This window comes from Rothia sp. HMSC066G02, from assembly GCF_001813145.1.
Classification (GTDB): domain Bacteria; phylum Actinomycetota; class Actinomycetes; order Actinomycetales; family Micrococcaceae; genus Rothia.
Window position 1 is genome coordinate 123,515 of record NZ_KV811597.1, and the last position, 14,191, is coordinate 137,705.

The 14,191-nt window shown below is 59.7% G+C and carries 9 protein-coding genes; 7 read left to right on the forward strand and 2 right to left on the reverse strand.

The features are described 5' to 3' along the window. The first annotated feature begins 5 nt into the window (after nt 1-5). The 4 genes from HMPREF2894_RS07265 to HMPREF2894_RS07280 all read left to right on the forward strand — a co-directional run bounded on the left by HMPREF2894_RS07265 (nt 6) and on the right by HMPREF2894_RS07280 (nt 6,739). On the forward strand, nt 6-404 hold the full coding sequence (locus HMPREF2894_RS07265) for an acyl-CoA carboxylase subunit epsilon (RefSeq protein WP_239662238.1): 399 nt from the start codon (nt 6-8) through the stop codon (nt 402-404). A gap of 298 nt (nt 405-702) precedes the next feature. Further along, on the forward strand, nt 703-1,791 hold the full coding sequence (locus HMPREF2894_RS07270; protein ID WP_246827030.1) for a restriction endonuclease: 1,089 nt from the start codon (nt 703-705) through the stop codon (nt 1,789-1,791). A 477-nt stretch (nt 1,792-2,268) separates the two neighbouring features. Further along, entirely contained in the window at nt 2,269-4,746 is a 2,478-nt protein-coding gene (locus tag HMPREF2894_RS07275; protein ID WP_049352004.1) for a restriction endonuclease, read from the forward strand. 232 nt (nt 4,747-4,978) lie between these two features. Next, on the forward strand, nt 4,979-6,739 hold the full coding sequence (locus HMPREF2894_RS07280) for a DUF885 domain-containing protein (protein ID WP_070678576.1): 1,761 nt from the start codon (nt 4,979-4,981) through the stop codon (nt 6,737-6,739). 139 nt (nt 6,740-6,878) lie between these two features. On the opposite strand, the gene HMPREF2894_RS07285 is transcribed toward HMPREF2894_RS07280, so the two are convergent. Both HMPREF2894_RS07285 and HMPREF2894_RS07290 read right to left on the reverse strand, forming a co-directional pair. Beyond that, nucleotides 6,879-8,171 carry a glutathionylspermidine synthase family protein gene (locus HMPREF2894_RS07285; RefSeq protein WP_070678579.1) on the reverse strand — a complete coding sequence of 431 codons (1,293 nt, stop codon included), beginning with the start codon at nt 8,169-8,171 and terminating at the stop codon, nt 6,879-6,881. Nucleotides 8,172-8,271: 100 nt separating this feature from the next. Then, nucleotides 8,272-9,204 carry a hypothetical protein gene (locus HMPREF2894_RS07290; protein WP_070678582.1) on the reverse strand — a complete coding sequence of 311 codons (933 nt, stop codon included), beginning with the start codon at nt 9,202-9,204 and terminating at the stop codon, nt 8,272-8,274. A gap of 470 nt (nt 9,205-9,674) precedes the next feature. Between HMPREF2894_RS07290 and HMPREF2894_RS07295 the strand changes: the two genes are divergently transcribed. The 3 genes from HMPREF2894_RS07295 to HMPREF2894_RS07305 all read left to right on the forward strand — a co-directional run bounded on the left by HMPREF2894_RS07295 (nt 9,675) and on the right by HMPREF2894_RS07305 (nt 14,088). Next, nucleotides 9,675-11,093: a dicarboxylate/amino acid:cation symporter gene (locus HMPREF2894_RS07295; protein ID WP_070644064.1), complete on the forward strand. Its 1,419-nt coding sequence runs from the start codon at nt 9,675-9,677 to the stop codon at nt 11,091-11,093. Nucleotides 11,094-11,409: 316 nt separating this feature from the next. Further along, nucleotides 11,410-12,117, forward strand: a complete 708-nt coding sequence (locus HMPREF2894_RS07300; RefSeq protein ID WP_070678584.1) for a Maf family protein — start codon at nt 11,410-11,412, stop codon at nt 12,115-12,117. Between the two features lie 150 nt (nt 12,118-12,267). Then, nucleotides 12,268-14,088 carry an acetyl/propionyl/methylcrotonyl-CoA carboxylase subunit alpha gene (locus HMPREF2894_RS07305; protein WP_070678587.1) on the forward strand — a complete coding sequence of 607 codons (1,821 nt, stop codon included), beginning with the start codon at nt 12,268-12,270 and terminating at the stop codon, nt 14,086-14,088. Nucleotides 14,089-14,191: the final 103 nt, after the last annotated feature.

Consider the following 14,191-nt stretch of genomic DNA (forward strand, 5'->3'; position numbering starts at 1 on the left):
GAGGCGTGCCTTTGGCAGGCTACAACCCGCTGAGTTATTTCTCATTCGGTAAGAAGAAGGATAGTTCGGAGGCTACTGAGAGCGCCGAGCAGCTTGAGCGTAGCTCCGCACATTCTTCTGCGCACGCAGATACCGCATCCAGCGCCCCGCCGAAGGATTCTGCTCAGCCTTCGGTAGATACTGACGCTGAGCAGGAGCCTCTACTGAAGGTGGTTAAGGGCTCCCCCACTGAGGAGGAGATTGCCGCCCTCACCGCTGTGGTTGCGATGATGCAGGCGAATGCCGCGCAGCAGGAACAGAATTTGCTGGTGGGTGCCGCTTCGCGCATCCTGAACCGCGGTCAGCGCCTGGGTGTTTCGTTGCGTCCCGGCCCCGGTTCGTGGAGGCGCGCTCGCCCCATGTAATGCGGGCTGCTAACTATGCTTCTTATATTCCCGTCACGCCAGCCGGTGTGACGGGAATATATTGTTTTGCCCCAAATTTAAGATTTATATTGCGCTATTGAACATCTAATGCGCTGGTTCTTGCGGTTTTGTCATATTAGAAACGATAAAGCGATGATGATACGCCCTGATGCTACGATGTATATACCATCACAATAGTGTTAGTAAATTGGCAGGGACCATGGCAAAGATGCTGAATAAAAACCATAGGCCCCCACCGGATGTCTATATCACGCTTCTGTTGCCGACGCTACGGCGCTTGTCGAAGACTGTGCCCCGCACCGCCGCCTATGTTAGTGAGCAGTTGCGGCAGCAGACTAAGGCGTTGGGGTCGAAGAAGAACCTACCGGATCTTGAATCCACCGATTTTGCGGTGGCTGTGCGCACCACCTTGAAAATCTTGGTGGCGCTTCGTTATGCCCAGCTTATGCCTCGTTTGACCCCGTGGGAGAAGAGGAAGTACCTGCTCACTCCCCTGGGCGCCGAGCTGACCTGCACCCCGCATCTGCACGGTTCGGTGCCGCCGCGTGTGGTGAAGCAGGTGCAGGCGTTGTGCTCTCAGAGTTTGACGGCAAAAAGCGTGAAGAAGCTGAAGAAGCAGGCGAACGCGCTACTGGAGAATGCGCAGGAGGAGCATCGCCTTATTTTTGGCGCTTCCGATGGTGATGCGGTCACCGGTATGGAACCGTTCCTCCCTGCTGCCGATGCCGGGGAAGCTACTGCTGCCCACAAAGCAACCGGCGCGGCGCATCTTGCGCATGCTTTGAATTCTGCGGAGGCTGCGGGGTCCTGGCCCGCCGGTCAGTCACCTCTGGATATTATTTTGCGTGCCAGCGATTCGCCGGTGATTCACGCTCAGGCTGAGTTCGCGGAGCATTTTACGCAGGATTTGATTCAGCATATTCACGCGGTGACGCCAGAATATTTTGAGCAGATTGTTGCCGATATTTTTACGGCTCTTGGTTTTAACACCGAGGTAACCGGCGGTGCTGATGATAAGGGTGTTGACGTTATTGCCCGCTATTCTGATGGCCTGGATTTCGCGCCGATTTATATTCAGGTGAAGCATTATTGCGGAACTATGAAGGTCACCCCCAACGAGATTCAGAAGCTTGCCGGTGCAGTGCTTCTGCACGGCGGCCTGCAGGGTGTCTTGGTGACCTGCGGTGCTTTTGCGCATCCGGTTCCCGAGTATTTGCAGGGTTTGCCCGGCGCTCGCAATATTGCGCTGGTTGATCGACACCAGTTGGTGGAGCTGATGATTCGTCACCGTGTGGGTGTTCTTGATGGTGAGGGCGAGTGCGGTTACCGCATTGACGAGGAGTATTTTGCCCGCGGCTTGGAGTAGCCGGGGTGTTTCTGGGGCGAGTTATTTCTCTCCGAATATCTCTGGCCTTCATGCATTTCCCACGTCATTTCACTTAATGTATTTTCACTTTTCCTTGAGGATATTTTTCACATATCGGCTGGTTTTAGAAATCTAGGTTATTTCTCGAACCAGCCGATACAATAATGAAGGTAATGCGTTATATATTCTTCGCATTATTTCACGAAGTGAATATACCCGTGACGGTCTAGACACTTCACCCCAATTTATAGCGTTCTTTTCTGAAGTGTTCGTCGTTGAAGACGGTGCGTAAGCGGGACGGGTTGAGAAAAAACTACCTACCCTGCTTCTCTTCGCTTCTCTTCACTGCGGGATTTCAAAGTGCCGGCCCAAAAATAAAGATGGTGCCGCTCACTTTCGTGATTATTTTCCCGTTCGCATGACTGCACTTTATGAAGAACGCCTGCACGATAAATAACACTAGATAAGGAGCCCGGCGTGGCTTTTGTGAATAAAACAATGCTCCATATCGATCATTCCGAATTGCACTCTTTGCAGCAGGAAACCTCGTGGGAGGCTCTACCCGAGGAAGCACGCACTCTCAGCATTGCGGCGGCTTTCTCTCTGCTCCGCCATTTTGAGCGCGCGCAGGATCGTGGCGAGAAGGTTTTCTTCCCCGATATGTACACCCCGGTTGGCGTGGACCTGGGTTTCAACATGACTCAGCGTTTCATTGCGGTCGGTGACAATGTCCTCTTCCGTGAGGCACTCAATAAGCTGATTGCGGCGCTGGTCAATGCTGATTATCTTGAGGTGTCCCTCAGCCAGTTGCATCCGGGCAACCTGCACTACACCCTCAGCGAGGCTGGCCGTGAGCTTTTGGGTACCCCGAAGGAACAGCAGGCGCAGGCTCTTCTGCCGGTTCTGCCTCTGCAGAGCGGCGTGTACCTGCACTATCTGAAGCAGTTCTACCCGGTTCTGCTCTCGCACATTACGGTGCGTGAGCTTCTGCCCATTGTCCTGAGCGTTACCCCGTCCTACCCTGCGGCGGCGCCCGTGAAGATTCGCGAGCTGGTGCTGCGTGAGTGCGGTTTCGTGCAGGGTTGGTACGGTCTGTCGTATCTGGAGCAGCGCATCGTGGAGCCGGTGATTGCTCAGGCGTTGAGCCTGCTGACCCGTGAGGGCTACCTGCGCACCAAGACCATTCACGAGCACACGGATTCGCCGCTGACGCTGTACTCGCTGTCCCCGTCTGCGAAGGAGCTGGTGGCACGCCACGAGGAGACTGGCGTGCCCGCAAGCGAGCTGAGCTCCGTGCTGGCGCTGGTTAAGGATGAGGGCACCTCGATTACCGCTGAGGATATTGCCGCAACCGATGCTCTGCTGACCCATATGGGCGTTCTTCTGCTCGATACTCTCAACGACCACGGCGCCGATGTGGAGCTGAGCCTTCCGAGCCTGGAGCAGGTCTTTGACCGCGACGAGCGCATTCAGCAGGCGTCCTCGAACCCCTATTTTGTGCAGATTGACGCGCAGGATTACCTCTACGATGTGCTGATTGCCCACCACTATCTCTCCGAGCGTGAGACCGTCTACTCGCTGGGTCCTGCGTTTGCACCGGCTTTGGCGCAGATGGTTGAGCCGAGCGTTCAGAAGCTGGTGGCTTCGGCTCTGCTGGATCCCGCGGCGGTGGATGCTCTGCCGTACCCGCATCAGTTGCTGTACCCGATTCTGAAGCTCGTGGAGGAGAACCCGCGTATCTCCTACTACGACATCTACGATGAGTTGAAGCTCGCCCTGGATATCCCGTACCTGCAGGGTGAGATTGCTCCGCACCGTTATAAGCTGACCCCGCGTCTGCGTAACCGCTATTCGGTGGCGATGCACGTGCTCAAGGGCGAACGCTACCTGAACGCTCTGCGTGAGGGTACGGGCCGTACCTCCCGCAAGAACCCGGAGCGTTACGAGCTGAGCGAGGCGGGTAAGGAGCTGCTCAAGCGTTTCCCGGAGGGTGCTCCGGAGGCGGTGACCGCCCGCATGGCGCCGCTGCCGCCGCAGTCGCTCAAGCACAAGCTGCCTCAGGATATTGCGGCTGAGCTGCAGGCTCGTGAGGAGGCTCTTCAGGCTGCTAAGGAGGCGCGCGCGGCGGAGCGTCAGGCTCGCCTGGCGGCTCGTGAGGGTGCTTCGCGTGAGCCGTTGGCTCCGGTGCCGGGTGCTTCTCCGGCGCTGTTGGCGCGTCCGGCTGGTTCGCCGGTAGCGGCTCCTACCCAGGCGACTACTGCCCAGGCACCCGCTGAGGTTCCGGCGGCACCGGTCGCTGCGACTACCGCCCAGCCTGCCGTGCCCGCTCCTGCTGTTTCTGCACCCGTTGCAGCTCCCGTTCAGCCGGTTGTTTCCGCTACTGCTGTGTCCGCTCCCGCTGGTTCGACTGTTGAGCCCTCGACTGCTCTGCAGGTGGCTGCCGCGCAGGTGCGTGAGGCTCTGAAGCGTTACCGTCAGGTCTTCCGCCGCGAGGCGCTGGCTCCGGCGCTGGCTCAGGTGTCTGAGGAGCGTTTCCGCAGCATTGGTTTCGATCTGTTCCTGATGCGCGGCTACACGGTGGAGGCTCTGGAGGCTCAGGGCGTAGATGGTGTGGCAACTCCCGCCACCGGTGAAAAAGAACGCGCATTCTACGTGCGTACTCTGCGCCCGGTAGCGAACGGTGTGCTGTCCGCGAGCGTTCAGCCGCAGGATATTACCGCGTTCTTCCTGGCGATTCACGCCCGCGGCGGTCAGCTCGGCACCTTCATCACGAACGCGGCGTTCAGCGATGAGGCGTACGACGAGTTCATCCGCTGCTCGACCAAGTACCCGAACATTCTGGTGGATTTGGTGTCCGGCGATGAGCTGCAGGACCGCCTCATTGCGCACCGCCTCGGCGTGGTCGAGAGCGCAAACGGTCTGCTGGAGCTGAACGGTGAATACTTCGCCGGCTAAGTCACCAGCTAGCAGCTTTTAGCCCATCTTGGGTATGCCCCGGTTTTCTCTCTCCTGCACGTTCAGGTGGGAGAAAGCCGGGGCATTTTCGCGCCTGCGCCCCGGTGAGTTGTCCACAGGTGAGCCCTTTTCGTCGTGTTCGGTGCCGCTCAGCCCGTAATATTGCCGGTTTAAGCGAGCTAAATCACCGAAAATCGTGGTTGGAGGCACACCCCTGCGTTAGGATATGAACATGAGCACTTACCAGGAACTTCCCAGCATCTACCGATTGAAGCGCTCGCTGACCGACGTCGATCAGATTGCTAACGAATACTTTGAAAAGGTCCTCGACCTGAACCCCGTCCATGCAACCGAGCTTGGTCGTAAGGGCGTAGAGACCCTGTACCCCGATTACTCGCCCGCCGGCGAGAAGGCTTTTGCGCGCCTTGCGAAGAAGACTTTGAAGAAGGTCGATAACGTCCTGCCTATTGATGACGTTGACCTGGTCACCCTGGATGCTCTGCAGGAGCGTCTGAGCCTGTACCGCAAGCAGTACAAGGCTGGTTTTGGTGGCTGGCAGCTGAACAATATTGCCTCCGTCCCGCAGGAGGTGCGCTCGGTCTTTGACCTGATGAAGCGCAACACCCAGCAGGATTGGGAGCACATTATTGGTCGTATGCACCGCGTGACCGAGGCGCTGGAGGGCTACATCCAGACCCTTGAGGCGGCTCGTGAAGAGGGCAAGGTCGCCCCGCGCCGCCAGGTGGATATTGTCATTGAGCAGACCGCCGCGTACTACGCTCCCGGTGGTTTTTTTGACGAGCTTGCCGCTGAGGTCGCCGAGGCTGTCCCCGCCCTGAAGGATGAGGCTGCCGCCGGTGCCGAGGCTGCGAAGGAAGGCTACCGCCGCCTCAACAGCTACCTGGTGGAGAAGCTGCAGCCGGTCGCTCCCTCCCGCGACGCTGTGGGCCGTAAGGCGTACAGCCTGCACTCCCGTTCGTTCCTGGGCACCACCATTGACCTGGACGAGACCTACGCCTGGGGCGTGAAGGAGCTGGAGAGCATTATTGCTCGTCAGCGTGAGGTTGCCGAGGAGATTGAGCCGGGCGCAAGCATTGAGCGTGCGAAGCAGCTGCTCGATGAGGATCCGGCACGTCAGCTGCACGGCACCGATGAGCTGAAGGCGTGGATGCAGAAGCTCGCCGACGCCGCGGTGGAGAACCTGGCGGATACTCACTTTGAAATTGGCGGCCCCATGCGCCGCATTGAGTGTTGCATTGCGCCCACGAACGAGGGTGGTATTTACTACACCGGCCCCTCCCCCGATTTCTCGCGTCCGGGCCGCATGTGGTGGTCGGTTCCCGAGGGTGAGGACACGTTCACTACCTGGCGTGAAACCTCCACCGTGTACCACGAGGGTGTTCCGGGCCACCACCTGCAGATTGCTATCGCCACGGCTCTGAAGGGCACCATGAACTCCTGGCGCACGAACATGCTGTGGGTTTCCGGTCACGGTGAGGGCTGGGCGCTGTACGCCGAGCGCCTCATGGAGGAACTGGGCTACCTGAAGGATCCGGGTGACCGCATGGGTATGCTGAACGCTCAGCGTATGCGCGCCGCCCGCGTGGTCTTCGATATTGGTGTTCACTGCGAGATGCCGATTCCCGCCGAGTGGGCTGAGCAGTTGGGCGTTGAGCCGGGCACCATCTGGACTTCTGAGCTGGGTTACGAGTTCTTGAAGCTGAACCTGGACGAGTCCGAGGGCCACTTGCGTTTCGAGTTCCTGCGTTACCTGGGTTGGCCGGGTCAGGCTCCGAGCTACAAGATTGGTGAGCGCCTCTGGCTGGAGTTGCGCGATCAGGCTCTGCGCCGCGGCGATGACATGCGTGCGTTCCACACGCGTGCGCTTCTGCTCGGTTCGGTGGGCCTGGATACTCTGCGTCGCGCCCTGACCGATGAGATGATGCTTCCTCTGGATACTGAGGATGACGACGATGAGGACGATGACGAGTAGCCTCTAGTCTGTTCGCTCCTCGTTGAGTGGTTTTCTAGAGTCTCTGATTAGGAGCTCTAGGGATGAAGCCCCCGCTTCAGCTTTGGCTGAGGCGGGGGCTTCGTCTTTTCGTGCGAGGTTTATCTATCGGGATTCCGGGCTATCCGAAGTTTGCGGTGCCGGGGTCGGTGGTGCCGAATCCCATGCCGGTGGAGTCGTTCAGATCCACCAGATGCGGGGCGAAGCGGCACCAGTAGTCGGTGAGCGCGCCGTTCGATTCGCGGATGCCCACGCCTACGGTGCGTCCGTCGACCACCCACACGCCGAGGATGGGGTGGCTGACCGGGTTGATAATGCCTTCGTAGCGCGGTGCCGGGATGTACTCCTGGTAGATGAATTCGCTTTCGGGGGCGTTGGCGAAGAAGTCGTCGTCTTCGGGCTTGATGAAGACGTCGTAGTCGGGGGCGTAGATTTCTACGCCGTCGCCTTCGCGTCCGAAGATGGGTTTGCGAACCCAGTTGCGCATGCCGCCGCGGTGGCCCGCGTAGGTGGGTACGAGGTTCGGGTGGCCGGGGTACTTATCCCAGAGCGCGGCAAGCAGCAGCTTATTGGAGAGGAACATCTTCCACGCCGGCTCAATCCAGCGCTGCATGGAGTCATGGTAGGCGAAGAGGAGCTTGTCGTAGCCTGCTTCGCTGTCGGTGACCAGGTCTTCCCAGGGGTAGAGCTTGAAGAGGTTGGTGATGGCGCGTCCGTAGGCGTCTTCCCAGCTCTTGGTGTCCTCGTTGAAGATGACTTCGTCGATGGGAATCATGTGGGTTTTGATGCCCGCCTGCTGCGCCGCGTAGGCGATGAGCCAGAGGTTGTTGTAGTCCTCGTTGTTCTCGTCAATCTCGGGGCTCACGTGCGCCAGGTGCAGTACGGGCTGCACGCCAGCGGCAATTTCGGCTGCGAAGATGTGGCGCCAACGGTTGGTGAAGGCTTCGCCGATTTCACCCCAGTGGGCGTAGCCGCGGGTATCGAGGCGCTGGTCTTTCGCCCAGGTTTTCTGGCTGACTGCCGCCTCCACGATGCCAGTGGGGGTGTCTGCGTTGTATTCGAGCAGCTTCATGGGGTCGCCAGGCACGCCCGAGTAGGTGAAGTCGAAGCGTCCGTAGAAGTCGGCGTCGCGGCGGTTCCAGGATTCTACGGCGAGGTTGAACGCCGCCTGGGGCAGACCGAGGGTGCCGAACGCGCCGGAGGCAATGTACTCGACGGTTTCCAGGCACATGCGGTGCATTTCTTCCGCCTGGGCGCGCACAGAGTCCATTTCTTGCGGGCTGAAAATGTAGGCGGCGTATTCGTTCCAATAGTGGTCGGTGTCGTGGGGGCCGTCCACGCTGTAGGTGAGGCCTTCCTCAATGATGACGTTCTCCCAGTCGGGTCGGCCGACGGGAAATTCTTCACGGCGCATGAGGGGCTAGGCTCCTTCGAAGTAGTGATTGGAAAATAGTGAGGAAAATGCGGGCGGGACCGTTCAGTCCCTGCCCGCATTTAGTGTGATGGCTTATGGCTTAGCCGCCGGAGCGGCCGCCACCGGACTTGGAGCCGCCACCGAAACCGCCCTTGCTACCGGACTTCGAGGAAGAACCAGACTTGGACGAAGAACCCGACTTAGACGAGGAACCAGACTTCGAGGACGAACCCGACTTGGAGGTGTTCGACTTGCTATAGGAGCCGGTGCTGCCGCTATTGCTGGTGCCCTGCTTACCGCTGGAGACCGAGCCGGTGGTCTTATTACGCACCGTGGAGGTCTTACCGGAGTTGTTGGTGCTGGTTACCTTGCCGGAGGAGACGGTGGAGGACTTCTTCGCGGTGCGGTAGGAGTCCTCGAAGCCGCCGCCCTTGGAGGACACGCCGCTGTAGACGGTGCCGTTGCTGGGGCGGGTGGTGCTGCCTCCGGAGAGCTTAGTGCCCACACCCGGAACCGTGGGGGTGCCGGTGGAGTTTGCGGCACTCTGGCGACCTAGGTAGTACCAGAGGAACGCATTCGAATTATTGTGAGTGGTGGTCGAACCAGAAGTGCCCGAAGATCCGGAGGAACTAGAGGAACCCGACGAGTTCGAGGAGCCCGAGGAATCGCTGCTGGATGAGTCGGTCGGCTCCTGAACGCCTGCCTTCTCACATTCGCTATCTTCCACGCGCAGGCCGGTCTTCGCATCCTGGCAGACGCGGGCGTACTCTTCGCCCTGCGACAGGAACGCGTTCTCTTCCTGGTGCATGGAGTTGTAGGCGAAGATGCCACCGCCAACCAGCAGCACGCCAGCGCCCGCTACGGCAATCATCTTGGCGATGCCGGGGCGGGTCGCGCCCAGGTTCAGGGTCTGCTGGGCAGAGGTCTGTGCGGCGCGGGTAGCAAAGTTGGCGACTGCTTCCATGCGGTTGCCGGGCTTCTTCGGGCCGTTGGGGGTGGTGGTTCCGCCGGGGTATTGGGGAGCAGAACTCATGCATCTCTCCTTGAAAGGTGGTGCGTGGCGTATTGCTCAACGCGTACATGAAGCTGAGTGGGTACAGCATCATCCGGCGACTTTCGCCGGACTATCGGTGTGATTCCAGCATATCAAGCTCTAGCTTTCGGCTTATTAGCTGACGGCAAAATCTCAGCAAGCTTCCCCGCATGTTGCGCAGTTGTTTCCTTTCTGTTTGCTTTTGCGGCAATTCCTAATTAACTATCAGCCGATTTAACCGCCTATGTGGGGGGCTGCTGGCGGCACTGGTGGCGGCGTTGCTGGTTGGGCTACTCTGCTGGTTGGGCAGCGGGGTTGGGCTGTGTTGCTGGTTGGGCTGCGGGATGTACAGCCGAAAGGTGCCGCCGGAAAGTCATGGTTCGTCATACATCCCCTACACTGCACCGGGTTTGCAATACTTCTTCACACAAACTCGCGCCGGAGCGCGTAAAAGTTTTAGAGTATGCCACATGTCTACACCGCATGCATCATCTCGTTCACGTCTGCCCAAGTGGGCTACTTCTTTCGGCAACCAAATCATTGCTTCCCTCATTCTGGGTATTGTTCTCGGCGCGCTCGCCCTCGCACTGGGCGGGGACGCGAAGAGCAACCCCAACTGGCTCATGGTGACCTTAGATACCATCGGCTCCTCCTACGTCACCCTGCTGAAGGCGGCTGTTGTTCCGCTGATTTTCACCGCCGTGGTCGCCTCCATCTCTAACCTGTCGCAGGTAACTAACGCGGCGCGTCTGGCGGTTAACACGCTCATCTGGTTTGCGATTACCGCGTTCTTCGCGGTGCTCATCGGTATTGCGATGGGCCTGATTGTTCAGCCGGGCGTGGGTGCGCAGGTGCAGGGTAAGGCGTACACCGGCTCGACCGGTTCGTGGACCGCGTTCCTGACCGGTCTGATTCCGGTGAACTTCCTGGGTCTGGGTGTCAGCGCTAAGTCCGGCGATTCCGGCATTACCGCCTCGGCATCCTTCAACGTGCTGCAGATCCTGGTCATTTCCGGCGCAGTCGGTATTGCCGCGCTGAAGGTCGGTGAGGCAGCCAAGCCGTTCATTGACGTAGTCAAGAGCGCTCTGGCGATTATTCAGAAGATTCTGTGGTGGATTATTCGCCTGGCACCGCTGGGTACCGTGGGTCTGATTGCTAAGGCAGTGTTCGCGTACGGTTGGGCGTCGATGGGTTCGCTGGTCGCGTTCGTCATCGCCCTCTACATTGGCCTGCTGCTGGTCTTCCTCGTGGTCTACCCGATTATTGTTCGCGCGAACGGCCTGTCGGTCCGCCAGTACTTCTCGGGCGTGTGGCCGGCGCTTCAGCTGGGCTTCGTTTCCCGCTCCTCGATGGGTTCGATGCCGATGACCCAGACCGTTGCCGAACGCAACCTGGGCGTTCCCCGCGCCTACGCATCCTTCGCGGTTCCGCTGGGTGCGACCACCAAGATGGACGGCTGCGCTTCGGTTTACCCGGCTCTTGCCGCAATCTTCGTGGCTCAGTTCTACGGTATTCAGCTGGACTTCACCCAGTATCTGCTGATTGTGATGGTGTCCGTGCTCGGTTCGGCTGCGACTGCCGGTACGACCGGCGCTATCGTGATGCTGACCCTGACCCTTTCCACTCTGGGTCTGCCGCTGGACGGTGTGGGTCTGCTCCTGGCGATTGACCCGATCGTTGACATGGGTCGTACCGCCCTGAACGTTGCCGGTCAAGCTCTGGTTCCCGCGATTGTGGCTCGCCGCGAGGGCATTTTGGATGAGGAGCTCTACAACGCTCCCCGTTCGGAGGGCGGCTTCGTGGCTCAGGAATTCTACGATGAGCGCATCGCCGGCGAGGCGCAGCGACTTCACGAGGTGGAAGACAACACCGCCGCGGCACACCGCTAATCTGACGAAGGCTCACGCACACGGCGCTAGGCGGTACCGCTTAGCGCCGTGTCGCTTCTCCACCACCCATGCCTCAGCATGGGCAAAATACATTTGTCAAACGTCATAAAAGTGTCACTATTGATTCTTTTTTCTTTAACGATTGAGAAGAGTTATGATTTTGAACGGCGTGTTCCATCTCCTACGTGGTTGAGGGGGATGGGACACGCTCTTTTCGTCCCCCCCCTTACTTTTCTGCCCATTCCCCCAGCTTCTTGACACCCTTCAATCTGCACTCGAGGGTAAGGCTCACCCGCAAGGCTCTAAAATAGAACCTATGAGTACCACACCGATCCGTTTGATTCTTGCCTCCGCATCCCCGGCGCGCCGCAAGCTCCTGGAAGACTCCCGCATCGCGTTCACGGTGCGCGTCTCCTCCGTAGATGAAGACGCCGCACTCGCTACCGCCAACGAACAGGCGCGAGCGCAGGGACGTGCGGGACTCACCCCGGCTGAGACCGCTTCCCTTCTGGCGCAGTTGAAGGCGCAGGCAGTTGCCGCTGAACTCGCCGCCGAGGGTGTGCGCGATGCGCTGGTTCTGGGCTGCGATTCGGTCTTCGAGTTTGAGGGTGTTGCCTACGGCAAGCCTCACACTGCCGAGGCGGCACGCGAGCGCATCAGCGCAATGAGCGGCAACCACGGCGTGCTGCACACCGGTCACGCTCTAGTGGATTTGCGCGGTCTTGAGCCGGGTGCCGAGCTGTCCGCTACTTCTGAGCTGCCCACCGTTTCTGAGCTGCGCAGCGCTACCGTCCACTTTGATACGCTCAACCCCGAGGAAATCGAGGCGTACATTGCTACCGGTGAGCCGCTCTGGGTGGCGGGATCCTTCACCCTGGACGGTTACGGTTCGGCGTTTATTCGCGGTATTGAGGGTGAGTTCCACACGGTGGTGGGCCTGTCCATCCACGCACTACGCGATATGCTGCGCCGCCGCGAGGTCGCGGTGACCGATTTGTGGCTAGCGCCCGAGCAAGAGGATTAGAACCGGCTCACAGCATAAATCCGTCTCAAAGCGCGCCCTGAAATACACATTGTTGAACACCAATCGATAAGATAGAACAGTATGATGCGCGTTATATTCGCCAATCCTGCCGATGTATCCTTGGAGCAGGAGATTAAAGGAGAGCTTTAAGTGACTCAGCACCAGGCAGAAGCCGCCAAGAAATTTACTGCAGTTCCCGGCCGCCACACCGGCCCGGTCAGCAAGATTCTGATCGCTAACCGCGGTGAAATTGCTGTCCGCGTGATTCGCGCAGCCCGCGATGAGGGTCTGCAGACCGTCGCCGTCTACGCTGACCCGGACCGCGACGCCCAGCACGTGAAGCTTGCCGATGAAGCCTACGCTCTCGGCGGTGCCACTGCGGCGCAGTCCTACCTGGTGATGGATAAGCTCATTGAGATTGCTATCCGCTCCGGCGCTGACGCCGTGCACCCCGGTTACGGTTTCCTGTCTGAGAACGCGCAGTTCGCTCAGAAGTGCATCGACGCGGGTCTGACCTGGATTGGCCCCTCCCCCGAGTCCATTACCCAGCTGGGCGATAAGGTGGCGGCACGCCACATCGCGCAGAAGGTGGGCGCTCCCCTGGTGCCCGGCACCAAGGATCCGGTCAAGTCCGCCGATGAGGTTGTTGCCTTCGCGGATGAGCACGGTCTGCCCATTGCGGTGAAGGCCGCATTCGGTGGTGGTGGCCGCGGCATTAAGGTTGCCCGTGACCGCGAGAGCATCGTCGAGATGTACGAGTCCGCTGTTCGCGAGGCTACCGCGGCGTTCGGTCGCGGCGAGTGCTTCATCGAGCGTTTCTTGGATTCGCCCCGCCACGTTGAGACCCAGTGCCTGGCGGATGCGCACGGCAACGTTGTGGTGGTTTCCACCCGTGACTGCTCCCTGCAGCGCCGCAACCAGAAGCTCATTGAGGAGGCACCTGCCCCCTACCTGAGCGATGAGCAGAACAAGCGCCTGTATGAGGCGTCCCGCGCGATTCTGCGCGAGGCCGGCTACCAGGGTGCAGGCACCTGTGAGTTCCTGGTCGGTACCGACGGCACTATCTCCTTCCTTGAGGTGAACACTCGCCTGCAGGTGGAGCACCCGGTTTCCGAGGAGATTTCGGGTATTGACCTGGTTCGTGAGCAGTTCCGTATTGCTCGCGGCGAGAAGATTGAGGAGAAGGACCCGGTTCTGCGCGGTCACTCCTTCGAGTTCCGCATCAACGGTGAGGATGCGGGCCGTTCCTTCATGCCCGCCCCCGGCACCATCGAGAAGCTGACCGTGCCCACCGGCCCCGGCGTGCGCTGGGATTCAGGCTTTGTGGCTGGCGATGTCATCGGCGGTAACTTCGACTCTATGCTGGCTAAGCTCATTGTCACCGGCGCGAATCGTGAGCAGGCTCTGCAGCGTGCCCGCCGCGCCCTGGCTGAGCTGACCATTGAGGGTATGCCGACCGTCATCCCGTTCCACCGCGTCGTGCTGGATGATCCCGCCTTCGCACCGGCTGAGGGTGGCGATTTCAAGGTGCACACCCGCTGGATTGAGACCGAGTTCAACAACACTATCCCCATGTACTCCGGCGCACCCGGCAGCGTGGGCTCCGATGAGGATGAGCGCACCACCGTGGTCGTTGAGGTCAACGGCAAGCGCATGGAGGTGTCCCTGCCCGAGCTGGGCGGTGGCGCTAAGCCTGCCGCTAAGCCCGCGTCCAAGACCCGCAAGTCCCGTTCGGCACGTAGCGCGGCAAAGGGTGGCGGCGATGAGCTGACCAGCCCCATGCAGGGCACCATTGTGAAGGTTGCCGCATCTGACGGCGACACCGTCGCCGAGGGCGACCTGATTCTGGTGCTGGAGGCTATGAAGATGGAGCAGCCCATTACCGCACACAAGGCGGGTAAGGTTTCGGGTCTGTCGGCTAAGCCGGGCGATACCGTCACCTCCGGCGCGGTACTGGCAACCATCAAGTAACGCTCTATCTCGCTACTGCGGTCTCGATACCGCGAGCGCCATAGGCTATACGAATCCCCCGGAAGGGCATGAGGTAACGTCTCGTATCTTTCCGGGGGATTTT

Coding starts and splice junctions, on each gene's coding strand:
- HMPREF2894_RS07295 (WP_070644064.1), top strand. CDS start 9,675: ATGTCTACACCGCATGCATCATCTCGTTCACGTCTGCCCAAGTGGGCT.
- HMPREF2894_RS07285 (WP_070678579.1), bottom strand. CDS start 8,171: ATGCGCCGTGAAGAATTTCCCGTCGGCCGACCCGACTGGGAGAACGTC.
- HMPREF2894_RS07290 (WP_070678582.1), bottom strand. CDS start 9,204: ATGAGTTCTGCTCCCCAATACCCCGGCGGAACCACCACCCCCAACGGC.
- HMPREF2894_RS07300 (WP_070678584.1), top strand. CDS start 11,410: ATGAGTACCACACCGATCCGTTTGATTCTTGCCTCCGCATCCCCGGCG.
- HMPREF2894_RS07280 (WP_070678576.1), top strand. CDS start 4,979: ATGAGCACTTACCAGGAACTTCCCAGCATCTACCGATTGAAGCGCTCG.